The sequence below is a fragment of the Rhodoplanes azumiensis genome, assembly GCF_042682915.1.
In the GTDB taxonomy this organism is placed as follows: domain Bacteria; phylum Pseudomonadota; class Alphaproteobacteria; order Rhizobiales; family Xanthobacteraceae; genus Rhodoplanes; species Rhodoplanes azumiensis.
The window spans coordinates 104,676-127,657 of sequence record NZ_JBHUIW010000014.1 but is presented as its reverse complement, the minus strand read 5'-3'; the positions used below and the strand labels follow the sequence as shown (position 1 = coordinate 127,657).

Annotated in this window: 19 protein-coding genes and 1 tRNA gene; 10 read left to right on the top strand and 10 right to left on the bottom strand. The window is 70.8% G+C overall.

Annotated features, from left to right (window positions below):
* Positions 1-60 precede the first annotated feature (60 nt).
* Positions 61-1,014, bottom strand: a complete 954-nt coding sequence (locus ACFSOX_RS13400; protein WP_378478311.1) for an aspartate carbamoyltransferase catalytic subunit — start codon at positions 1,012-1,014, stop codon at positions 61-63.
* A gap of 183 nt (positions 1,015-1,197) precedes the next feature.
* Here ACFSOX_RS13400 and ACFSOX_RS13395 point away from each other — a divergent pair, with 183 nt between their 5' ends.
* Positions 1,198-2,832 (top strand): acyl-CoA dehydrogenase family protein, encoded by a 1,635-nt coding sequence (locus ACFSOX_RS13395; RefSeq protein WP_378478310.1) that lies wholly within the window; start codon positions 1,198-1,200, stop codon positions 2,830-2,832.
* 218 nt (positions 2,833-3,050) lie between these two features.
* On the opposite strand, the gene ruvX is transcribed toward ACFSOX_RS13395, so the two are convergent.
* Positions 3,051-3,527 carry a Holliday junction resolvase RuvX gene (gene ruvX / locus ACFSOX_RS13390; RefSeq protein ID WP_378478309.1) on the bottom strand — a complete coding sequence of 159 codons (477 nt, stop codon included), beginning with the start codon at positions 3,525-3,527 and terminating at the stop codon, positions 3,051-3,053.
* Positions 3,528-3,688: 161 nt separating this feature from the next.
* On the opposite strand from ruvX, the gene ACFSOX_RS13385 reads away from it, so the two are divergent.
* The 5 genes from ACFSOX_RS13385 (at position 3,689) to ACFSOX_RS13365 (ending at position 8,421) form a co-directional block, all read left to right on the top strand.
* Entirely contained in the window at positions 3,689-4,387 is a 699-nt protein-coding gene (locus ACFSOX_RS13385) for a metal-dependent hydrolase (protein ID WP_378478308.1), read from the top strand.
* Positions 4,388-4,622: 235 nt separating this feature from the next.
* Positions 4,623-5,267 (top strand): hypothetical protein, encoded by a 645-nt coding sequence (locus tag ACFSOX_RS13380; protein ID WP_378478307.1) that lies wholly within the window; start codon positions 4,623-4,625, stop codon positions 5,265-5,267.
* Positions 5,268-5,487: 220 nt separating this feature from the next.
* Positions 5,488-6,045: a CreA family protein gene (locus tag ACFSOX_RS13375; protein WP_378478306.1), complete on the top strand. Its 558-nt coding sequence runs from the start codon at positions 5,488-5,490 to the stop codon at positions 6,043-6,045.
* Positions 6,046-6,528: 483 nt separating this feature from the next.
* Complete coding sequence (locus ACFSOX_RS13370; protein ID WP_378478305.1) at positions 6,529-7,485, top strand: PAS domain S-box protein; 957 nt, start codon at positions 6,529-6,531, stop codon at positions 7,483-7,485.
* A gap of 225 nt (positions 7,486-7,710) precedes the next feature.
* Positions 7,711-8,421 carry a hypothetical protein gene (locus tag ACFSOX_RS13365; RefSeq protein ID WP_378478304.1) on the top strand — a complete coding sequence of 237 codons (711 nt, stop codon included), beginning with the start codon at positions 7,711-7,713 and terminating at the stop codon, positions 8,419-8,421.
* Here ACFSOX_RS13365 and ACFSOX_RS13360 read toward each other — a convergent pair.
* The 3 genes from ACFSOX_RS13360 to ACFSOX_RS13350 all read right to left on the bottom strand — a co-directional run bounded on the left by ACFSOX_RS13360 (position 8,379) and on the right by ACFSOX_RS13350 (position 9,974).
* Positions 8,379-8,906, bottom strand: coding sequence for a DUF3124 domain-containing protein (locus ACFSOX_RS13360; protein WP_378478303.1), 528 nt, complete (start codon positions 8,904-8,906; stop codon positions 8,379-8,381). The genes ACFSOX_RS13365 and ACFSOX_RS13360 overlap by 43 nt on opposite strands.
* A 140-nt stretch (positions 8,907-9,046) precedes the next feature.
* The gene (locus ACFSOX_RS13355; protein ID WP_378478302.1) at positions 9,047-9,373 is read right to left on the bottom strand and encodes a hypothetical protein; all 327 of its coding nucleotides are present in this window, start codon (positions 9,371-9,373) and stop codon (positions 9,047-9,049) included.
* A gap of 523 nt (positions 9,374-9,896) precedes the next feature.
* Positions 9,897-9,974, bottom strand: a tRNA-Pro gene (locus ACFSOX_RS13350).
* Between the two features lie 617 nt (positions 9,975-10,591).
* Here ACFSOX_RS13350 and ACFSOX_RS13345 point away from each other — a divergent pair.
* The gene (locus ACFSOX_RS13345; protein ID WP_378478301.1) at positions 10,592-11,425 is read left to right on the top strand and encodes a class I SAM-dependent methyltransferase; all 834 of its coding nucleotides are present in this window, start codon (positions 10,592-10,594) and stop codon (positions 11,423-11,425) included.
* 67 nt (positions 11,426-11,492) lie between these two features.
* Here ACFSOX_RS13345 and ACFSOX_RS13340 read toward each other — a convergent pair whose 3' ends face one another.
* From ACFSOX_RS13340 to ACFSOX_RS13330, 3 genes are all read right to left on the bottom strand, one after another.
* Positions 11,493-12,788, bottom strand: a complete 1,296-nt coding sequence (locus ACFSOX_RS13340) for an O-antigen ligase family protein (protein WP_378478300.1) — start codon at positions 12,786-12,788, stop codon at positions 11,493-11,495.
* Complete coding sequence (locus ACFSOX_RS13335) at positions 12,785-14,308, bottom strand: undecaprenyl-phosphate glucose phosphotransferase (RefSeq protein ID WP_378478299.1); 1,524 nt, start codon at positions 14,306-14,308, stop codon at positions 12,785-12,787. The genes ACFSOX_RS13340 and ACFSOX_RS13335 overlap by 4 nt, the downstream gene beginning before the upstream one ends.
* 151 nt (positions 14,309-14,459) lie before the next feature.
* The gene (locus ACFSOX_RS13330; protein ID WP_378478298.1) at positions 14,460-15,836 is read right to left on the bottom strand and encodes a glycosyltransferase family 4 protein; all 1,377 of its coding nucleotides are present in this window, start codon (positions 15,834-15,836) and stop codon (positions 14,460-14,462) included.
* A gap of 227 nt (positions 15,837-16,063) precedes the next feature.
* On the opposite strand from ACFSOX_RS13330, the gene ACFSOX_RS13325 reads away from it, so the two are divergent.
* Positions 16,064-18,691 carry an exopolysaccharide transport family protein gene (locus ACFSOX_RS13325; protein WP_378478297.1) on the top strand — a complete coding sequence of 876 codons (2,628 nt, stop codon included), beginning with the start codon at positions 16,064-16,066 and terminating at the stop codon, positions 18,689-18,691.
* Between the two features lie 217 nt (positions 18,692-18,908).
* On the opposite strand, the gene ACFSOX_RS13320 is transcribed toward ACFSOX_RS13325, so the two are convergent.
* Entirely contained in the window at positions 18,909-20,156 is a 1,248-nt protein-coding gene (locus ACFSOX_RS13320) for a GNAT family N-acetyltransferase (RefSeq protein WP_378478296.1), read from the bottom strand.
* 271 nt (positions 20,157-20,427) lie between these two features.
* Between ACFSOX_RS13320 and ACFSOX_RS13315 the strand changes: the two genes are divergently transcribed.
* Entirely contained in the window at positions 20,428-21,486 is a 1,059-nt protein-coding gene (locus ACFSOX_RS13315; RefSeq protein WP_378478295.1) for a polysaccharide deacetylase family protein, read from the top strand.
* An 11-nt stretch (positions 21,487-21,497) separates the two neighbouring features.
* Here the strand turns inward: ACFSOX_RS13315 and ACFSOX_RS13310 are convergent, their stop codons facing one another.
* On the bottom strand, positions 21,498-21,701 hold the full coding sequence (locus tag ACFSOX_RS13310; RefSeq protein ID WP_378478294.1) for a DUF2842 domain-containing protein: 204 nt from the start codon (positions 21,699-21,701) through the stop codon (positions 21,498-21,500).
* Positions 21,702-21,902: 201 nt separating this feature from the next.
* Here ACFSOX_RS13310 and ACFSOX_RS13305 point away from each other — a divergent pair, with 201 nt between their 5' ends.
* Positions 21,903-22,973: a COX15/CtaA family protein gene (locus tag ACFSOX_RS13305; RefSeq protein WP_378478293.1), complete on the top strand. Its 1,071-nt coding sequence runs from the start codon at positions 21,903-21,905 to the stop codon at positions 22,971-22,973.
* The last annotated feature ends 9 nt before the right edge of the window (positions 22,974-22,982 follow it).

The following is a 22,982-nucleotide window of genomic DNA, read 5'->3' as shown; positions in this document are numbered from 1 at the left end:
TGGCCGGGACGAGCCCGGCCATGACGAAAAGAGACGACGTGGCCGACGCGAAGGGCCGGCTCACGCATTCGGCAGGTTCCGCGACAGCGCCTCGAGGATCGCCATGCGGACCGCGACGCCCATCTCGACCTGCTCGCGGATCAGCGAGCGGGCGCCGTCCGCGACGGTCGAGTTGATCTCGACGCCGCGGTTCATCGGGCCCGGATGCATGACGAGCGCGTCGGGCTTCGCATAGGCGAGCTTCTTCTCGTCGAGGCCGTAATAGGCGAAGTACTCGGTCGAGGACGGGATGAAGGAGCCGTTCATGCGCTCGCGCTGGAGGCGCAGCATCATCACGATGTCGGCGTCCTTCAGACCCTCGCGCATGTCGCGGAACACCTCGACGCCGAACCGCTCGATGCCGGGCGGCAGCAGCGTCGAGGGGGCGATCACCCGCACCCGCGCGTCCATGGCGTTGAGCAGGATGAAGTTGGAGCGTGCCACCCGCGAGTGCAGGATGTCGCCGCAGATCGCCACCGTCAGGCCTTCGAGGCGGCCCTTGTTGCGGCGGATCGTCAGCGCGTCGAGCAGCGCCTGGGTCGGGTGCTCGTGGGCGCCGTCGCCGGCGTTGACGACCGAGCAGTCGACCTTGTCGGCGAGCAGCTTCACGGCGCCGGATGCGTTGTGCCGCACGACCAGAATGTCGGGGTGCATCGCGTTGAGCGTGATGGCCGTGTCCATCAGCGTCTCGCCCTTGCGGATGGACGAGGACGCGACCGACATGTTCATCACGTCCGCGCCGAGCCGCTTGCCGGCGAGCTCGAAGGACGCCTGGGTCCGGGTGGAGGCTTCGAAGAAGAGGTTGATCTGGGTCCGACCGCGCAGCGAGGTGGTCTTCTTCTCGACGCGGCGGTTGAGATCGACGAATTCTTCGGCGAGGTCGAGGAGACCGACGATCTCCTCGCGCGAAAGGCCCTCGATCCCCAGCAAGTGACGCTGGCGGAGCACGAAGGCGGGTTTGGGTGCCATATTCATCAAAGCCAGCCGTATAGGCTCGTTCGCGGATCCCAGCAAGCGCGCCGTGCTAAGCTCCGTATTTGTCCCCAGCTACGAGCGATCGCGCTGGGGACAAGATGGCCGAGACACGGCCGGCGAGATCCGGCAGGGTCGGCAGGATCCGGGTAGGGTCGGGCGAGTGCACAGGGCGGGACACGCATGATGGCCGAGCAGGAGCGCCACAACCAGCCTCCATCCTTCGCCGACATCGATCTCTACGACACCGACCGCGCCCTCAAGGATGCCGTCGTCGCCAACGGTGCCGTCGACGAGGCGCGCCTCCTCGGCGCCTTCGGGCGGCGCTGGGGGGCGGGCGAGATGGCCGAGCACGCGCGTCTCGCCAACGAGAACACGCCGCGCCTGCAGGCCTTCGACGCGCGCGGCGAGCGGCGCGACACGGTCGAGTTCCACCCGTCCTATCATCATCTGCTGAAGGAGAGCGTCGGGGTCAGCCTGCACTGCTCGACCTGGACGCCGGACGGCGCCCGCGCCGACGCGCCGTCCGAGGTGGCGCGTGCGGCCCGCTTTTACATGGTCGCCCAGGTGGAGAACGGGCACCTCGCCACCATCATCACCACGCGGGCCGCGGTGGCACCGCTCGCCGCCACGGCGTCGCCGATCGCGGCCGAGATGATCAGGAAGGTGGTCAACCGGCATTACGACCCGAGCTTCCGGCCGTGGGAGGAGAAGTTCGGCCTGACCCTCGGCATGGGCGTCACCGAGCGGCAGGGCGGCACCGACGTGCGCAGCGTCGCCACGACGGCTGCGCCGACCGCCGACGGCTACGCGGTGAGCGGCCACAAATGGTTCATGTCGGCGCCGATGAGCGACGGCTTCGTCGTGCTGGCGCAGGCCGCGGGCGGGCCGGTCGCCGTGCTGGTGCCGCGCTTCCGGCCGGACGGCGTCATCAACGGGCTCGAGCTGCGACGCCTGAAGAGCACGCTCGGCGGCCGCTCGGCCGCCACCGCCGAGGTGGCGTTCCGCGACGCCTTCGGCTGGGCGCTCGGCGCCGAGGGGGAGGGCGTGCGCACCATCATGGAGATGATCCAGCTCAGCCGCGCCGACTGCGCCGTCTCGTCGGCCGGGCTGATGCGGGCCGCGCTCGCCCATGCGGTCCACCACACCCGCCATCGCGGCGTGTTCGGGCGCAGGCTCCACGAGCAGCCGCTGATGCGCGCCGTGCTGGCCGATCTCGCGCTGGAGACGGAGGCGGCGGTCGCCCTGGTGTTCCGGCTCGCCCGGTCGTTCGATCTCGCCTCCGCCGATCCGGCCGAGCGCTTGCGTGCGAGGCTGCTGACCCCGGTCGCCAAGTTCCGAGTCGCCAAGACCGCGCCGGCCCTGGTGGCGGAAGCGATGGAATGCCTCGGCGGCAACGGCTTCGTCGAGGACGGGCCGCTGCCGCGGCTCTATCGCGAGGCGCCCGTCAACGCCATCTGGGAAGGGGCCGGCAACGTGCTGTGCCTCGACGTGCTGCGCACGCTCGGCCGTCACCGCGACGCCGTCATGGCCGTGGTCGACGCGCTCGCCGGCGAGGTGGGCGACCTTCCGGGCGCCGCCGCGACCGCGGCCGCCGTGCGGGCGGCCTTCGACGGTCCGGAGCGCGAGCGCCTCGCCCGGATCGGCGTCGAGCGGCTGGCGCTGCTCGCCACCGCGGCGGCGCTGCGCGACTCGGCCTCGCCGGTCGCCGAGATCTTCGCGCGTCTGCGGCTCGCCGGCGCGGCCGGAGCGACGGCCGGCACCAGCGACCTCTCCGCGCCGGAGATCGACCGCCTGCTGGCCCGCGCCATGCCGGCGTGAGCTTTTCGGGCCTGGGGTTCGGACGAGATCCGGCAGGCCGCAGGCTGGACGGGCCGGCGCATCGTCCGCCGTGCCTGGATCGCCGACGAAAACGGCGTACTGCCTCGTGTCGGGAGGCGGGCGAACCGACTGCGCCGCCCGTCGACGGCGCGAGAGCCGGTCACGGCGACGTCACGAACCGGACGGCCCGGGCGGCGACCTCGCGCCCCGCGCACCCTCTACGCCGGGCCGCGCAGCAGCCGGTCGAGCGCGCCCTGCAGGATGAAGATCGCGGCGTGCTGGTCGATTACCGCCTTGCGGCTCTTGCGGCTGGCGTCCGCCGCGATCAGCTCGCGCTCGACCGCCGCCGTCGACAGCCGCTCGTCCCACAGGCCGATCGGGAGGTCGGTGAGCTTCGCCAGGTTGCGCGCGAACGCGCGGGTCGCCTGGGCGCGCGGACCCTCGCTACCGTTCATGTTGAGCGGCAGGCCGAGCACCAGCCCGGCGACGCGGCGCTCGGCGGCGAGCGCGAGCAGCCGGGTCGCGTCCTCGGTGAATCGTTTTCGCGAGATGGTCTCGACGCCGGTGGCGAGGCGTCGATCCGGATCGCTGACTGCGACCCCGATGGTCTTGTCGCCGAGATCGAGGCCGATCAGGGCGCCGCGCTCCGGCAGCAGGGGGGCGATCTCGACGAGGGGAAGGACGGGTGCGGGCATGCGCCCGCCTAACACGGCGGACCTGGCCGCGCGAGTCTCGTGCACGCGAGTCTGGTGCCGGAACGACGCGGCCTGATTGACGCTCCGCCGCGCCTGCGGCTTATCTTCGCGCGCATGTGATCCGCGGTGCGAGGCGTCGTCGCGCGAAAAGGGAGTTCGTCATGGAGATCACCTGGTTCGGCCATTCCGCGTTCCGGCTCGACTTCAAGGGCACGGCCGTGCTGATCGATCCGTTCTTCACCGGCAATCCGGCCTTCGTGAGCGACCGCGCCGCGGCCGTCGCCGGCGTCTCGCACATCCTCGTGACCCACGGCCACGGCGACCATGTCGGCGACACGCTGGCGATCGCGGCCGAGACCGGGGCGACGGTGACGACCAATTACGACCTCGGCATGTGGCTGGTCTCGAAGGGGCTGAAGAATTTCAACCCGATGAACACGGGCGGCACCACGGACTTGGGCGCTTTCACGGTGACGCTGGTGCGCGCCGACCATTCGTCCGGCGACCTCGTCGACGGCGTTCCGATCGGGCTCGGCAATCCCAATGGCGTGATCGTCAAGGCGGCTGGAGAGCCGACCGTCTATCACATGGGCGACACCGACGTGTTCTCCGACATGGGCCTGATCGCCGAATTGCACGCTCCGAAGATCGCCATGGTGCCGATCGGCGACCGCTTCACCATGGGAGCGCGCAGCGCCGCCTTCGCGGTGAAGCGCTTCTTCCAGCTCGAGGCCGTCATCCCCTGCCACTACGGCTCGTTCCCGATCGTCGATCAGACGGCGGACAGGTTCGTCGCCGAGATGAAGGGCCACGCGACGCGGGTGATCGTGCCGGAGAAGGGACGGCTAGTGGCGGTCTGATCGCTCGGTCCTCGGTGGCGCCGCACGGCGTCCGGATCGAACCGCATCCGCGCGTCCGCCCACCACGCTTTGTGGCCGGTTCGGGCGAGGTCCGGGAACTTTCGGGGCGCTGCGGCGTTATCGCGAGACGGCCATGTCCGCGTATGGCGTCTCGGGGACGATCATGGCTTCCCACTCATCTGGCAATTTCTCGTTGTGGCCCGAACGGGCTCGGCCGACCCGGCGGGGCCTCTCGTTGGCTCGGCTCGGTGGCGTGGTGTCGGTGGCGGTCGTGCTCGCCGCGGCCGGCTACATGGTCGTCGACGAGATGACCCGCACCTCCGCGCTCGACGCCCCGGTCGGCCGGAGCTGGGAGGATTACGCGTCGACCACCGGGGCGGGCACGGTCGGGCTGGCGTCTCCCGTCGCTGCGCCGGTGGCGCTCGTTCCGGCGACCGTGACAGCCGCGGCGCCGCCGTCTCCCGCCGCGGCGCCGCGTCCGCGACGTGGCGTGTCGCCGACCGCCCTGACGCCGATCGGGACGGTGGGCGCGACCGACGGCCGGCGGGTTCCGGACGGTAGGCCACCGGTCGTCCCGGCGGCGAGCCGCGACATTCACCGGGTCGCGCCGCCGAGCGGCGTCGATGGGAAATCGATCGATCAGACGTCCGTCGACCAGAGGCCGACGGAGCCGCCCAAGGAGGCCATCATGGCCGCCGGCGAGGACAAGCCCGCGGCCGAGCCGGCCAAACCGAAGAAGAAGAAGGCCGTCCGCCGCAAGCCGCGGACCGAGACCGTCGACCAGAGCTGGGGCGGCTATCGGCGTGCCGACGCGTGGCAGCGCAACGGCTGGGGTCAGAGCTGGGGTGGCCAGCGGCAGGGCGGCTTCTTCCGGTACTGAGCCGGGCGCGTCCGGACGGGTGAACACGCCGGGTGTCGGCGCGCTCCGTCGTCGGCGCCGCGCGGGCGCTCTCGACGCGTCATCGGCGCGCTGCAGGACTTTTTTGCCGACGTGACGAAACCTATTCGGCCTTCGATCCTTAACAACCGTCCAACGATCCCTATCTGGACACCGCGCGGACCGTCCCGGTTCGCCGCGTCGTTTTCGAATGGAGTTCGCAATGCAAGGTCTCGTCGTCCGGTCGCCTCGGCATTCGCGGCAGGCGCGCGGCGTTCTGGCCGCCGTCGCGCTGACGCTCGGTCTCGGCGCCGCCGTGCCGGCCGCGGCCGCCGAGGAGCCGGACCTGATCTTCCGTCGCTCGACCGTCTTCAAATGGCTGAGCCCCAACGACAAGCTTGCCACCTACGGGCTCGACGACCCGGACGTCGAGGGCGTCGCGTGCCACTTCACCGTGCCGGAGAAGGGGGGCTTCAAGGGCTGGCTCGGGCTCGCCGAGGAGGTCTCCGACATCTCGCTCGCCTGCCGGCAGATCGGTCCCGTGCGTTTCAAGAAAAAGTTCGAGCAAGGCGATGACGTGTTCCGCCAGCGCCGCTCGCTCTTCTTCAAGAAGATGCAGATCGTGCGCGGCTGCGACGTAAAGCGCAATGTATTAGTCTACATGGTCTACTCAGATAAGATCATCGAAGGATCGCCGAAAAATTCGACGTCCAGCGTGCCGATCATGCCGTGGGGCGCGGGCGAGCAGACGGTGCAGCGCTGCGGCGATTTCGTCGAGTGACGACGGTTCGGCCGCGACTCTCCTCGCCGCGGCCCGTCGATGACGCGGCATCCGTTCCGGCGGGTGCCGCGCCGGTATTTCGATCCACCCTGATTTCCACAGTTGCGCTCGCGTCGCGCTCCCGCCTGTATCATGGGCGCGAGGAGCGGATCGGATGCAGGTGCGACCGAACGAACCAGGGCGGTCCGGTCGCGCCGAGGCGCGTCTCGGCCGGCGCCGGCTTGACACCGGTCAACGCGCCGCAAGCCGCCGTTGTCCACGAGTGCCGGCCGCGAGGGTGGCATCGCAGATCCCGGGACGAGCCGGTTCGAGGCCCGGTGTGAGGCTGCTCACATTGCAAGCGTGTCCGATCGCCCAAAGTGGCGATGGATTAGGACGTTTCGCGCGTGACACGGGAGACGGGTCCGGTTGCCGGAATGCGCGTCCTGCAATAGCCTGACTGCGACAGTGACCGAGATGCGGGATCCACGCGACATTGTTCACATGATCCTCGAGTCGGGGCCGAGCGGGCTGGTCCTGGTGGACGGCGGCGCGCGCATCGTTTTCGTGAACGAGCACGCGGGGGAGCTGCTCGGCTACGCGCGCGGCGAGCTCGTCGGTCAGCCGGTCGAGTGTCTGGTTCCCGATCGCTTCCGCGACGGCCATCCGGATCTCCGCCGCGTGTTCGACCTGTCGCCGCGTGACCGGCCCATGGGGACGGGGCGCGACCTGACGGCGCGCCGCAAGGACGGCAGCGAGTTCTCGGTCGAGATCGCGCTCAAGCCGATGGTCGTCGATGGCCGCCCCTATGTGCTGGCGGAGCTGGTCGACATCACCGAGCGCAAGCGCACCGAGGATCGCCAGCGGCTGCTGATCGGCGAGCTCAATCACCGCATCCAGAACCTGTTCGCCGTGATCCAGTCGGTCGCCTTGTCGAGCCTCTCGGGCGAGCGGCCGCTGCGCGAGGCGCGGGACGTGTTCATCGACCGCCTTCAGTCGCTCGGCCGCGCCTATACGCTGATGACCGAGCAGGAGTGGCGCGGCGCGCCGCTGCGTCAGATCCTCGCCTCCGAGACCTCCGCCTTCTCGGATCGGGTCACCCTCGACGGGGTCGAGGTGATGGTGAAGCAGAACGCCGCGCAGAGCTTCGCGCTGCTGCTGCACGAGCTCACGACCAACGCCGTGAAGTACGGTGCGCTGTCGGCACCGGAAGGCAGCATCGCGGTGCGCTGGAGCGTCGAGCGGGATCTGCGTCCGATGTCCTTCGTGCTGTCCTGGCAGGAGGACGGCGGACCGACTGTCGCACCCCCGACTCGCAGCGGCTACGGCCGCAAGATCATCGAGGACACGATGCGGCGGATCGGCAAGCACTCGATCGAGTATGCGCCGCAGGGCCTGAAGTATCGCATGGAAGCGCCACTCGAGAAGGTCGGCTGGGTGGTGGACGAGTCCGCGATGTGAGACATCGACCATCCGATCACGTCGCCGCGTCATCCGATTTACGAATGATGCGGCGGGCCGTGACGTGATACCGAGTTCATGCCGTTCGTTGCCGAGGCGACACGGATTTGTCTCGGCCGCCCGCGGGACGTCGGTTTTCCCGCGGCCGAGCCGTCCGAATAAGGTACTGTTTTTTCGTTGCCGATCGCTGTCGTGACTCTCGCGCCGTGAGCGCTTGCATATTCGATGAGTTGGAACACCGAGCTCGCTTATTTCGTGACGCCGAAGTCCGGCCCGATGCGCCCGATGCGCACGCTGGTGGACGTGAATCGGGCGTTGCTCGACGATCTGCCGTTCGTGTCCCGGCTCCGTCCGCACTGGGCCGCGGTGGCGCGGCTGCTGCTCATCGCCTCCGACACGGGATCGACGATCGACGTTCGCTTGGCGACGGATGCGCTGGTGCGCGCGCTGGAGACCGAGGGCTGGATGACGCGGGTGCGCGGATCCGTCGCGCTGTCGCCCGCCGACAAGGCGCCGTCGCCCGCGGCGATCGTCCCGGTGCCGTCGTCGACCTCCGTCGTCGCGGCGATCGCGCCGGCCGTGATCACGCCAGCCGCGGTGGCGCCGGCCGACGCGAACCCGATGGTGTTCGCGGTGGCGCCCTGTCGTGACGCGGCGCCGGCCGGCATCGGCGGGCCGCCGGTCTTCGGAGCCCCCGGGTATCGGCCGGGCGAGGTCGTCGGCCCCACCGCTCGGACCGTGGACGACGCCGACGACTCGTCGGGTCTGATCCTGCGCGAGCTGCCGGGCGGCCCGAACCGGGGCGCGGATCATGGCGCGGATCATCGCTCGGATCGCGGTGCGGATCGCGGCCCGACGCGCGACGGTGCGCCGGGCGGCCCGGCGGCGAGCGGTCAGGGCCGCGGAACGCGGCGGCCGGCCGACACGAAGCTGTAGCCCTGGGTGCCCTGGACGGCGACCATCACGGCCTCGATCACCGGCTCGCCGCCGGCGGCCGGCGACGACCAGTCGACCACGAAGCTCGCGCCGATGCCGCCGCGCACGTCCTCCTGGGCGATCACCACCTGGGCGGACGCATAGGGTTTCAGCGCCACCGGCTTGTCGAGGGTCGTCTCGACGAGCCGTCCGGTCTGGTCGCGATACTCGATCGCCTCGATCACCAGCGGGTCCGTGGACGAGGCGTTGTGGATCGACAGCAGGCCGGAAAAATTGATCCTGGTGCGGCCGCCGCCGGCGACGACGGTGGAGTGCAGCGGGACCAGCGTTCGGCCCCGCGCCGCCGGCGGTCCGGCCGGCACCGACATGGTCGCGTCGGGCAGCAGCATGACGGCCTGCTCGGCGCGGGCGGGCGGCGTCGGGAGCGTGGCCGCGAGAACGGCGACGAGCGCCGCGGCGGCCAGGGGCGCGGCTGTTCGAATCATCGTAGCGCGAATCACGGCGGCTCGAATCACGACGGCTGGCGAACGGTGCGGGGCGGACACGAACGATCTCCTCGTGACGGGGCGACCGGCCTCGGCGTGTCGAATCGCGCGGCCGTCGGCGTCGCGCCGGCGGTCCGATCTCAGCAGCAGAGACCGTCCGGCGCGCAGCCGCAGCGGCCCTGGACCAGCTGCGGATACCAATAGCCGCGCTTGCCGTCGCCGCGTGGTCCATACGGATAGACGGTGGTGCGGACGGCCTTGCCGGTGACCGCGGGGGCCCACCAGCCCGGGCTCCAGCCGCCGACCGGCGGCCCGGACCAGGGCGCCGGACGCATCCACGGCTGCACCACCACGAAGGAGCCGACGAAAACGCGGTCGCGACGGTGACCGGCCTCGGCCGGCATCGCCAGTGCGACACTCGCCAGCCCGGCGAGGGCTGTCCGCCGGAGGATGCCGATCCGTGTCATGGTGTCCCCGTCATGGCTCGATGCGTCGTTCGGGTGAGTGTCGTCGCTCTTGTTCGTGTCGTCGTTCTTGTTCGTGTCGTCGTTCGTGTCCGCCTCGCCTGCGGGATCCGATCCGCGCCCGCGACACGGGCGGCAATCGCCGGCCCGCCGGCCCGCGACGCAGACGAGGCCGCATCACAGCACGGCCGAATGCCGTCGTCACGTGCCCGAACGCCCGGTCCGAGAGAAGGGCCGCGACGGTGTCCGGCCCGGCGCCGGAAGCCCGCACCAGGGGGCGCCCTCGCCGCGCGCAGCGTCGTCGAGAGCCTGGAGCGGCGGGCTGTCGCCGCGGCGGATAGCCTGAAGAGGAGCCTCCTCGGCAAGCGCGTCGCAGCGGGCGGTGCCGCCGAGCGGAGCCGAGACTCGCGATCCGATCCCGAACCGGTCGCGGGCCGATCGGCGCAAAGGGCTCCGATGGCCAAACGCGAACCCGGCCGCGTGCGGCGCTTCCGGTGGTGCACGGCCGAACGAGCAACGGGATGGATGGTCGGAGCGGCGAGATTTGAACTCGCGACCCCCAGTCCCCCAGACTGGTGCGCTAACCGGGCTGCGCTACGCTCCGAGCGGCCGGGACTATAGAGAGGCGGCCGGGCCGGCGCAACCGCGCCGGCGGCGCGATCGGCCGGCTGCGGGTCCGGTCTGCATGGCTGCGGGCGGGGGCGAACCGGGGGCGACACTGGTCGACCGGGACGATGGTCGACACTTCGGGCCGGGACGATGGTGGACAGGTCTGCGTCTGGGTTTGCGGTCTGTTCCTGCGGGTCGCGGAGCCCCGACAGGGCACCGCCTCGGCCGGCCACCCGAACCCCGGCGCGGGTGCGCGGCGGCCGCGAGCGGAGCTCCGGAGGGAAGCTCCGGAGGACAGGTAAAAACGTTTTCACCGCAAATCTCTTCTGCCGTAAATCGCTTCCGCCGTGACTCGCTCCCGCCGGAAACCCTGCCGCCGGAAACCTGCCGCCGAGACGCGCTGCCGCCGCGAAGCGACGTTCGGTTTTGCTGCCAAACGGGAAAGGTGAGGGGACCGCGACCACCACGGAACCACCACACGGTCACCTCGCGGCAACGTGTGCGGGCGGGGCGTCGCGTTAAGCTAAAACCAACGCCGGCCGCGTATCAGTCGAGGTCTCGGGCGCGCCCCCCTCGGGTCGCGACAGTGGCCGTGCGCCCGCCGGAGGATCCATGACCCAGGCCGTTTCCGCGAAGGCGAACGGCGCCGTGTCGGCGCCGCACGGCGCTCCGGCGCCGCAAGGGGCAGCGACGGCGCCCGACGCGCCGAAGCCGCAGGGCGCCTCGATCTCCGCCGGCTTCTGGGACGAGGTCTACACGACCAATCCGATCTACTCGAAGGAGCTCTCCGACGAGGCGCGCGAGGCCATCCGGGCGGCCGCCGCCTGGTTCGGCGATCTCTCCGGCAAGACCGTGCTGGATCTCGGCTGCGGTGCCGGCGCCTCCTCGCTGCTGCTCGCCGAGCTCGGCGCGGACGTGATCTCGGTCGACGCCTCGCCGGTGGCGATCGCGTCGCTCACCGAACGCTGCCGGGCGCGCGGCGTCACGCGGGTGCGGCCGGTCGTCTGCGACGCGATGACGATCGACACGCTCGGGCCCGTCGACTTCGTCTACGGCTCGATGATCCTCCACCACCTCGAACCGTTCGGCGCGTTCTGCCAGACGCTGCGCCGGACCATCCGCCCGGGCGGCCGCGCCTTCTTCTGGGAGAACAACGCGGCGAGCGATCTCCTGCTGTGGTTCCGTAAGCACGTCGTCGGCAAGCTGTGGGTGCCGAAATACGGCGACGAGCACGAGTTTCCGCTCACCCCGTCGGAGATCGCGACGCTGCGCGGCGTGTTCGACGTGACGACCGAGCATCCGCGCATGGAGTTCTTCGCGCTCGCCTCGCTTTATCTCCTGCGCGGCAAGCTGATGAAGCCCATGGTGGCGATCGACGACTTCCTGTTCCGCCACGGCATCGGCACCCGCTATTCGTATCAGCAATACGTGCGGGTGCAGGGCTGAGGCGCGGCCTCGTCGTTCCGGGGTGGCGCGCCCCGGAATCACGGATGTCCCGGCAGACCGATTCGGCTCACGCCGGCTGCGGCCGGCGACAGGTCGCCGGATCGGGCTGCGCCGGGGCGACACGGCCCGCGGCGATCAACCCCCAGACGATTCCCATGATCAGGAAGTAGTGGCGCCAGTGCGCCACGTCGATGATCCAGCTCTCGCCGACCTCGCCCACGAAGGCCGCGTAGGCGGCGATGAAGATCGGCTGCCAGGGCGTGCGCACGAAGGCGTGGCGCAGCCCGAGCACGAGGGTCATCACGGTGAGGGCCAGCCAGGTCGTGCCGGCGATCCAGCCGCCGTTCATGAAGGCGCTGATGAACGAGTTGTGCGGCTCGAACGAGAACACCTTCGAGAACTGCAGCGGCCCGACGCCCCACGGCAGCTCGAAGATCAGGAGCGCGCCGGCGACGTGGCGGCCGAACCGGCCCTGCGCGCCGGCGTCGTAGTCCTGCACCAGATTGGCTCGCACCTTGAACATGTCGCCGACCACGTCGAAGGACAGGAGCAGCACCACGAGACCGGCCAGCACGACGACGCCGACCGCCGAGAGGAATGCGATGCGGAACCGGTCGGTCGCCGAGCGGGTGGTGACGTAGGTGAGGCCGAGCATCACGATCGCCGACACCGTGAAGTGCCCCCAGGCGCCGCGTGAGAAGGTGAGCAGGAGGCCGGCCGCGATCACCAGCAGCTTGATGCCGTCGGCGAACAGCCGCTTGATCTCGGTCGCAGAGACCATGCGCTGCAGCAACACCAGCCCGGGCAGCACCAGGAACGGCCCGAACACGTTGGGATCCTTGAAGGTCGAGGCCGCGCGGTCGTACAGCAGGAACTGGTCCCACCCCGGCAGCACGCGGAAGAAGGCGAGGACCGCGATCGCCGCCGTGACGAGCGCGGCCCCGATGTAGCCGCGGATCAGCACGTCGAGGCGCTGCGCCGTGTTCTGCGACAGCACCATGGCGAAGAACAGGGTCGAGATCGACAGGAAGCTCGTCACCCCCGTCCACATCGCGGTGCGTTCGAGCTCGATCACCGGCATCAGCGAGACGAGATAGCCGAGATTCTGGATCATCAGGAGGGCGAGCAGCGGCAGCAGCGTGGTGCGCAGCGTCAACCCGCTCACGGCGAACACCACGATGGCGATCGACACGATCAGCTCGTAGGGCGCCGGCTCGCGCTGCACGAAGCCGCTGGTGAAGGCGATCAGGAAGATCAGCGCGAGGCGTAGCCGCTCGCCCGCCGTGGTGGCGGCCGCCGGCGCGCGCGCCGCGGCGGAGCCGCCCGGCAGTGCGCCGGCGAGCGGCATCTCGATCGCGCTCAATAGGCGTTCTCCGTCTCGAGGAGCGCGAAGGGCGTCCGCAGCAGGATGTAGAGGTCGAACAGCAGCGACCAGTTCTCGATGTAGTAAAGGTCGTGCTCGACGCGCTGCTGCAGCTTCTCGGGCGTGTCGAGCTCGCCGCGCCAGCCGTTGATCTGGGCCCAGCCGGTGATGCCGGGCTTTACCCGGTGGCGGGCGAAGTAGCCGTCGACCACGTCGTCCCACAGCTTGTTGGCGAGCGGCGCGTGGATGGCGTGCGGTCGCGGACCGACCAGCGAGAGATCGCCGCGCAGCACGTTGATGAGCTGCGGCAGCTCGTCGATCGAGGTCTTGCGGATGAACCGTCCGACCCGGGTGACGCGATCGTCGCCCCTGGTGACGACCCGTTTCGCGTCCGGATCGGCGTGCTCGTGGCGCAGCGAGCGGAACTTGTAGACCTCGATCACCTCGTTGTTGAAGCCGAGGCGGCGTTGCTTGAAGAACACCGGCCCCTTGCTGTCGAGCTTGATGGCGAGCGCGGTCAGGAGCATCACGGGCGAGATGGCGACCAGGATCAGGAACGCCGCGACGCGGTCGAACACCGACTTGATCACCAGGTTCCAGTCGGCGATCGGCTTGTCGAAGATGTCCAGCACCGGGATGTTGCCGATGTAGGAATAGGCGCGCGGGCGGAAGCGCAGCCGGTTCATGTGGGCGGCGAGCCGCACGTCGACGGGCAGCACCCACAGCTTGCGCGCCATCTGCAGCACGCGGTCTTCCGCGGTGAGCGGCAGCGACACCAGGATCAGGTCGACCCGGGTGCGGCGGGTGAACTCGACGAGATCGTCGACGGTGCCGAGCTTCGGCACGCCGGCGACCACCGAGGGCGAGCGGTCGTCGCCACGGTCGTCGAACACGCCGCAGATCCGCAGGTCGGAATGCGCCTCGGCGCCGATGGCGCGCACCAGCGCCTCGCCTTCGCGGCCGCCGCCGACGATCACGACGCGGCGGATCAGTCGTCCCTGGTCGGCCCAATGCCGCACCAGCCAGCCGAGGCCGGTGCGCCAGGCGAACAGCACCACCATGCCGGTCACGTACCAGCCGGCCGTCCAGGCGCGCGAGAAGGAATACTCGTACTTGGCGAAAAACGAGAGCGCGAGGGCGAGCAGGAACACGGCCGTCCAGGCGAGCCACATGCGGCCGAGCTGATAGACGTGCGAGCGGAAGGCCTGCACGTTGTAGATGTCGACCATCTGGAAGCCGATGATCGCCGCCGTGGCGACCGCGAGCTCGACGATCAGGTAGATCGGCTCGAAGCCCTCGGCCGGGTAGAGCCACACGGCATGCACGGCGATGCCGGTGACGACGACGAGCAGGAACTCGACGATGCGGGCGCCGCCGGTCAGCACGACCGGGGAGATCGCGTCGGGGATCGGCTCCTCGGCGATCTTGCGGGCCAGCGGCCCGAGCTCGCGCGGGACGGCGGAGTGGCTGCCCGGACGTCCGGGCGGCGAGCCGTTCATGGGTGGAGCTGCGATCGCCATGTCGATGCCTCCGGGGGGCTGCGGAGCGGGACCGCGCGGCGGCCGTGACGGCCCGCCGTCGTTCCGCTTCCGGCATACGTAAAAATGGCCACGGACGCGTAAACGTCGACGCTTCTCGCGTGGGCATTCACGTAAACTGGTAAACAGTGGGCTAGACCACCGGGGCGAGCCGCAAGGGCGCCGTGATCGAGCGCGGGGCCGGGCGTCGCACGACCGACCCGGCGTCGAGAATACGCCGCGGCAACGGCGCGTCCACCCGAGACTCGTTCGCTCGCGGCTCGGAGGCCCGTGCTTCGGCCGCGCGCGCCTCGCCGGCATCCGTGCCACGGGGGCGTCGCGGCGGCGCCGGGCGAGCCGTCGCCGCGGCCCGGAAGGCGGCCGCCTTGCCGGCGAGGATCTCGCGGTAGAGCTCGTCGACGCGCCGCTGCATCGTGTCGATGTGGAAGCGTGGGCGCACCCAGTCGTAGCGCGCCGCGGCGTCGATCTGGGCGCGCACCGGATCGGCCAACAGTCCCTGCAGGGCGGTCGCCAGCGCGTCCGGGTCACCGGGCGGCACCAGCTCCCCGGCGCGCGGCCCGAAGATCTCGGGGATGCCGCCGACCCGGGTGGCGACGATCGGCAGGCCGGCCGCGATCGTCTCCAGCACGATGTAGGGCATCGACTCGGCCCGCGACGGCACCACCACGTTGCGCCCGAAGGCGAACGCCTCGCGGGTGGGGGCGGGGTCGTGGAACGTCACCCGGTCGGCGATGCCGAGCGTCTCGGCGAGCGCCTGGTAGCGGGCCCGGCCCTCGTCCTCGGCCTGCCCGAACAGGTGGGCGGTGGCGCGGCGGCCATAGCGGCTCTGGAGCTTGGCGATCGCCTCCAGGAACACGTCGGTCCCTTTCAGCTCGCGATACATCCCGAGGAACAGGAGGTCGCGGGCGTCCGGGCGCGGGATCACCGGCTCGAACTCGGCCTCGCGCAGGCCGTTGTGGATCACCACGGCGCGGCAGCGCGGCGGGCCGATCTTCTGGCGGTAGGTCTCCGCCTCGTAGGCGCTGACATGGACGAGCGCGTCGGTGACCCGCTCCAGCGCTCGCTCGATGGCGAAGTAGAACCGGCCCTCGAGCGAGCCGACCGCGTAATGCAGGCTGCCGCCGTGCGGGGCGTAGAGCACGGCGATCGGTCGCGACCGGCCGAGCCAGGCGCCGATCAGCCGGCCATAGACGCCGCCCTTGGCGCCGTGACAATGGATGACGTCGGGCGCCATCGCGTCGATATGGCGGGTCAGCCGCATCAGGGCGCCGACATCGGCCGGCGACACGTCGCGCCGCATCGGCAGGCGGGCCGCGCCGAGATCGAGCCGGTCGGCGACGGCAGCGATCGCGGCCGCCTCGAAATTCCCGCCGGTGCGCGAATCGCAGACGATCCCGACCGCGTGGCCGGCGGCGCTCTGGGCGGTGGCGAGGTCGCAGACGTGACGGAAGATTCCGCCGATCGGCGCGCGCACGACGTGCACGATTCTCAAGCGAACCGGCACGTCCATGAACCGCATCCTCCGCAGGCTCGCGTCTCGTGTGGGGGATGCCGCGGATCGGGGGACCGGCGGCCGGACGGACCCTGCGATGAATCCATGACACCGCACACGGTCTGTCAAGGTTGAGCCGGTGTTGCGGCGCAGATCCCGCCCAGGGGGTGACGATTAACCCGCCGGCAACCATAATAGAGTGTAATCGAGCGGCGTGCGTAGTCTCTGAGTGCGGAGTTTGCAGGATGTCGTTCGGATCGGACCCCGAGGCGGTGGGCACGCGCGGCGAGCTCGACATGCGCGCGATCGGACGCGCGCTGTTGCGCCGCAAGTGGCTGATCGTCGTTCCGACGCTGATCGCCGCCCTGGTGGCGACCGGGATCGTGAACGTTCTGACGCCCCGATACAAGTCGGAGACGCGCATCCTCTACGAAGGCCGTGAGAACGTCTTCCTGCGCCCGGAGGCCGATCGCAACAGCTTCGACCGCAGCGCCGCCGACCAGGAGACGATGACGAGCCAAGTGCAGCTCGTGCTGTCGCGCGACCTCGCCACCCAGGTGATCGCCGAGCTCGACCTCGCCAAGCGGCCCGAGTTCGATCCGACGATCGACGGGCTGTCGTTGGTCAAGCGCGTGCTGGTGGCGCTCGGCGTCTCGCGCGATCCGTACCGCATGACGCCGGAGGAGCGCGTTCTCGACGCCTGGTACGAGCGGCTCACGGCTTACGCGGTCGACAAGTCGCGGGTCATCACGGTCGAGTTCCAGTCCTTCGATCCGGCGCTCGCGGCGCGCGTCGCCAACGCGATCGCGCAGACCTATCTCAAGCTGCAGCAAGGCAACAAGCAGGAGGACATGCAGGCGGCGAGCCGCTGGCTCTCCGGCGAGATCGACCGTCTGCGTCGCGAGGTCGCCGAGGCGGAGGCGCGGGTCGAGAGCTTCCGCACCAACTCGAACCTGTTCGTCGGCACCAACAACACGACGCTGTCCAACCAGCAGCTCGGTGAGTTCAACACCCAGCTCGGTGCGGCGCGCGCCCGCAAGGCGGATCTCGAGACGCGGGCGCGGCTCCTGCGCGACATGCTGCGGCGGGGCGACGCCATCGAGGCGTCCGAGATCGTCAACTCCGAGTTCATCCGCAGGCTCTCCGAGCAGCGCGTCGCGCTGCGCGCCCAGCTCGCCGAGCAGTATTCGACGCTGCTCGACAACCATCCGCGCATCAAGGAGCTGAAGGCGCAGATCTCCGACTACGACCGGCAGATCCGCTCCGAGGCCGAGAAGCTCGTGCGCTCGCTGGAGAACGACGCGCGCGAGGCGGCCGAGCGGGTGACCAAGCTGACGGCCGAGCTCGACGGGCTCAAGCGCCAGGCGGCGACCAGCAACGAGGACGACGTCCGGCTGCGCGCGCTGGAGCGCGACGCCAAATCGAAGCGCGACCTGCTGGAGTCCTATCTCGGAAAGTATCGCGAGGCCTCCGCCCGCGAGAGCATCGGCTCGGCGCCGGCCGACGCCCGCGTCATCTCCCGCGCCATCGTCTCCAACACGCCGTTCTTCCCCAAGAAGATGCCGATCGTGCTGGTGACGACGCTCGCCACCTTCCTGGTCGCCGCCGGTCTCGTCACGGCCGGCGAGCTGATCCGCGCCGCCTCGCCGGCGCCGGCCGGCCTGCCGCGGCACGAGCCGGCCTCGTCCTCGTATCGCGAGGCGTCTGCCTATCGCGAGCCCGCTCCTTACCGCGATGCGCCGCCGGTCGCTCCGGCGGCCGCCGTCGCGCCGCCCGTGCCGACGCCTCGGCTCGAGGAGCCGCCGCGGCCCGGCCGCCGCCTGTTCGGCCGCACCCTGTGGGCCGAGCGAGCGCCGCCCGCCATTCCGTCGTTGCCGTCCGAGCCACCGCCGTCGGCGGACGCCGCCTCCGGGACGCCCGAGACGGACGATCCGGCCGCCTCGGCCCGCGCGCTCGAGCCGCCCGGCTTCGCCGATCCGACGCCCCACGTCGCCGACGCGCCGGCGGCCGCGCCCGGTGGCGACGTACCGCGCTATGCCGTGGCCGAGCAGCCCGCCGCGGACATGCCCCGACGGGCGGAGCAGGGGCCTGTGGCCGATGACGACTTGGCCTCGGTTCGAGCCGGGCAATCTCTCGCGGGGCAGTCCGATGCGAGGCAGGCCAATTCGGGGCAGGCCAATAGGGGGCAGGGCTTCGCGGCGCCGAATCTTGCCGCGCCGGACCTTGCCGCACCGGACCTTGCCGCGCCGGACGGCCCGACGAACGCCGCGACCGTCACGCTGTCGTCCGTCGACGAGCTCGCCGGGCGGCTGCGCGACGGCGCCATCGGCCGCCAGGTGGCGATCTTCGGCACGGCGCCGGACGGTCGCACCACCCAGGCCGCCGCCGCGGTGGCGCGGCTGCTCGCCCGCGAAGCGCTCGTGGTGCTGGTGCGGCTCGGCGCCGAGCCCGCCGGCAGCGCCGCCGCGGCGATCGGCGGCGACGGCCCGGGCGTCACCGACATGATCCGGGGCGAGGCGACGTTCGGCGAGATCATCGCCCGCGACAAGGTCTCGCGCGCCCACATCGTGCCGCGCGGCCGCGGCGAGGCCGACACGGCGGCGCTGCTCGCCTCGCTGCGCTTCGTCACCATGATCGACGCGCTCGCCCGCACCTACGATCACGTGATCATCGACGCCGGCGCCTTCGACGTGATCGCCGCCGACCAGATGGCCGAGCTCGCCCCCGGCGGCGTGCTGGTGGTGCCGGATCCGACCGATCCGATCGCCGGCGTCGCCCACGCCCGCCTCGCCGCCGCCGGCTACGGCGACAGCCTCATCGTGCTCGCCGGCGCTCCGCTCCTCGCCCCGACCCCGCAGCCCGAGGCGGCGTAGGCTCGATCACGACGCCACGGCAATTCGCCTCGTGTCCCGGGAGCGGCGCACCGTGCCGTGACCCGGGATCCCGGGCGATCGGACGAGAACGCCGGCCGCGCCGCCCCTGGGGCCCGGCGTTCGCCGGGACACGCGGCCGAGAGCCGGGGACGCCTCGTCGGTCGGGGCAAGTCGTCGTGTATCAAGTCGTCGTGTATCAAGCCGTCGTGGATGGCGGTCAGCCGGCGCCCGCCGCCGCGCCGCGTCGCAGGCGCTGGACGAGGCGCATCACCAGCGGGCTTTCCTTGGCTCGGCGCTTGGTGGCGGCGAACCCGGCGAGGCCGAGCGCCGCGGCGCGGCCGGCGAGCGACACCGGCACCAGGCTGTCGACCAGCCCCTCCGGCTCGCGGCAGAAGAACGTCTTGTAGGGCGCCGCGCCGGGTCCGAGGTCGAAGCTCGCGACGCCGCGTTCGGCGCAGTCGCGCAAGATGTGCCCGATCAGGATCAGTCCGGGGCTCCACCGGCCGTTCTCGCTCGTCGTGTAGGCGTTGAACATGCACGAGAATCGGTACTGGTCGCAGACCCCGCCCATCACCGCGATGACCTCGCCGCCGCCCTCCAGCGCGTGCAGCTCGATGCCGGGCCGGCCGTCCGCGAGCCCGTCGTGGCAGGCGGCGCGCAGGAAGTCGGCGACGCCGAGGTCCGCGAACACGTTGCGGATGCCCTGGGCGGCGAAATGCGCGGCCTTCTGGGCCAGGAAGGCGTCGAGCACCCGGTCGGCGTCGGCCCTCGTCGTGACGCGACGGTAGCCGTAGCCGTCGAGCTTCTCGAGCTTGCGCTCCTTGGTGCGCAGCCGGCCGCGCATGTCGCGGGTCAGCGTCGCCTTGACGGCGTCCTCGGCCGTGCCACCGTCGGGGAACGTCACCACGAGGACATCGTCGACCGAGGGCTGCGACGGCAGCCGTGCGAACGGATTGTCGAGCCCGCGCCAGCGCCGCGGCTGGCGGACGAGGGCGAAGGCGTCGATGCCGTGCCGCCGGCCGGTCCGCACCAGCAGGTCGCGCACCATCGCGCCCGTCATGGCGGCGGCCGCATCGGGCCGCCACAGGCCGATATTGAGCCCCGAATGGTTGCCGCCCGGGAAGCGGGCGATCGACAGGAGCCCGCGCGACACCACGAAGGGCCACAGGAAGGCGGGCGCGCCGGTCCGATCCCGGCCGATCACCACCAGTGGTCGCGCCCCTTCGGCGGCGCCGGCATGGCGCTGCCACGCCTCGACCCAGGCGTGCCGCTGGAACGCGGTGCCGATCGCCCCGGCGGCTTCGAGCGCCTGCCAGGCCGGCCGGGCGGCCGCGAGGCTGTCGAGGACGGCGAGCTCGACCACCGGGCCGGCGGTGCACGGCGCCACGGACGGGCCGTCCGACGACACGGACCGCGATGCGGTCGCGGACGGCTCGTGCTTCGCGGAGAGCTCGACGACGCTCATGCAGGGTCCGCCCGGTTGTCTGGATCGTTTCCGCCGCGACACTGGCAAAGAAAAATCAACAAAGCGTTGGTATAGCCTGAACGGGCATGTTCGAGCCGACCGGGCGATGCTGCCGGAGGACACGGTCTGCGCGCACCGCGCCGCGCAGTGGCCGTCCGGCGAGCGGGCCGTCACCGCGTTCGGCTCGGATCGGGGGATCGGCTTTGCACGGCACGACGCCTTCGCGCATCATGGGTTGCGTGTTCGCCGACCTCGCAACGGACTCGAGGACGTGTATCAGTTGAAACGAGCCATCATCAGGTCGGGTCTCGAGGCGCTGTACTTCTCCGGCGCGCATCGGTTCATGCGACCGGTGCTGGGCGGCGTCGGCGCCATCTTGATGCTCCACCATGTGCGGCCCGCGCGTCCGGACGGCTTCCAGCCCAACCGGCTCCTGGAGATCACGCCGGACTTCCTGGAGCACGTGGTCGGCCGGCTCGGCCGCACGAAGGTCGACTTCGTCAGCCTCGACGAGGTGTATCGCCGTCTCGCGGAGCGCGACTTCCGGCGTCGCTTCGTCGCCTTCACGTTCGACGACGGCTACCGCGACAACAAGGACTATGCCTATCCGATCCTCAAACACCATGGGATCCCGTTCGCCGTCTACGTGCCGACGAGCTTCCCGGACCGGCTCGGCGAATTGTGGTGGGCGGCGCTCGAGGCGGTGATCGCGCAGAACGACAAGATCGTGCTGGAGATGGACGGGCGCGACTGCCGCATCGACTGCGCCACCACGGCGGAGAAGAGCGAGGCGTTCGCGCTTCTGTACTGCTGGCTCCGCCGGATGCCGACCGACGCACAGATGCTCGACGCGGTGCGCGAGCTGACGGCCCGCTACCGGGTCGACAGCGCCGCCATCTGCGACAGCCTGTGCATGAGCTGGGAGGAGATCCGCGCGCTCGCCGACGATCCGCTGGTCACCATCGGGGCCCACACGGTCAATCACGTGATGCTCGCCAAGGCCTGCGACACGGTCGTCCGCTCCGAGATGAAGATGGGATCGGCCGTGCTCGAGGCGGCGCTCGGCATGGCGCCCCGCCATCTCGCCTATCCGTATGGCGACGTCACCGCGGCGGGGCCGCGCGAGTTCGCCATCGCGGCCGAGCTCGGCTTCAAGACCGCGGTGACGACGCGCCCCGGCGTGCTGTTCCCCGAGCATGCCGAGACCCTGACGGCGCTGCCGCGCATCTCGATCAACGGCGAGTTCCAGCGCGGCCGCTACGTCGATGTCCTCGTCTCCGGCGCCGGCACGGCGCTGTGGAACGGCCTGCGCAAGCTCAGCGCTGCATAAGCCGTCCGGCCTCACTTCACCTTCGCCATGAAGGTGACGATCGGCAGCGCGAAGGGCAGCCAGCCGGCGCCCGCGATGGCGTAATAGGCCATCCGCACCGCCCAGCTCTCCGAGCCGAGGAAGAAGTAGCCGGCCCCGACGGCGAAGAAGCCCCACAGCACCAAGAGGACGATGAGGCCGAACAGCCCGATCAGGCGGCGGCGGCGGCGTGTCATGGCGATCTCCCGATTTTTCGCGTCGGTCGCCGGCCCCTGGGACCGCGCCCCCGTCTCTCGCGCGTGTGCCGGCCCATCCGGGCGTCTCGCGGAGGCGGGGGCCCGACATTGGCCGCCCGCGACCGAGGGTCTATATGGTCGGTGCGGGCTCGCGCAAGCGGCCCCGACCGTTGTGCCGTCTCCAACCCCCGGGACTCCGACGTGCCGTATCGCATCTCCGTCGCGCTCCGCCTCTGGCTCCTTGCCGTCGCCGGGCTCGTCTTCCTCACCGTGATCGTCGGCGGGGCGACGCGCCTCACCGAGTCCGGCCTCTCGATCGTCGAGTGGAAGCCGCTCACCGGCGCGCTGCCGCCGTTCTCCGAGGCCGCCTGGCAGGCCGAGTTCGACAAGTACAAGGCGATCCCGCAATACGAGATCCTCAATCGCGGCATGGGCCTGCACGACTTCAAGGTGATCTATTGGTGGGAATGGGCGCACCGCAACGTGGCGCGCCTCACCGGCATGGTCTTCCTGCTGCCGTTTCTGTGGTTTCTCTGGCGCGGCGCGCTGACCCGCGGCTTGATCGTCGGCCTCTCGGCGATCTTCGCGCTCGGCGCCGTGCAGGCCGGGGTCGGCTGGTGGATGGTGGCCTCGGGTCTCGCCGACCGCATCTTCGTCTCGCACTACCGGCTCGCCTTTCATCTCACGCTCGCCTGCGTGATCTTCGCGGCGCTGGTTTTCACGGCGGCTCGGCTCGGCGCCCGGCCGGGCGAGGCGGCGCCGTGGCGGCTGCGCGCCGGCGCCGGCGTGCTGGTCGGCCTCGTGCTCGCGCAGATCTATTTCGGCGCGCTGGTCGCCGGCATGCGGGCCGGCCTCGTCCACAACACCTGGCCGCTGATCGACGGCGCCCTGATCCCGAGCACCAGTGATCTGTTCTTCGCCGATCCGGTGTGGATCAACTTCTTCGAGAACACGCTGACCATCCAGTTCACCCATCGCATGGTCGGCTACGTGCTGGCGCTGGTCGCGATCCTGCATCTCGTCGACGCGATGCTGTCCGGTGGTGGCCGGCGCGGCGTGCGGCTCGGGGCGCTGGCGGTCGCCGTCGCGATCCTCGTGCAGATCGCCATCGGCGTGATGACGCTGCTCGCCCGCGTGCCGCTCGACCTCGCGATCCTCCACCAGGCCACGGCGCTGGTCCTGCTGCTCGTCGCGACGCTGCACGCCGAGCGGCTGACCCGGCCCGGAGCGGTCGCGGTGCCGGCGCCCGATCTGGTGCTGGCGGCGCGGTGACCGAGGGCG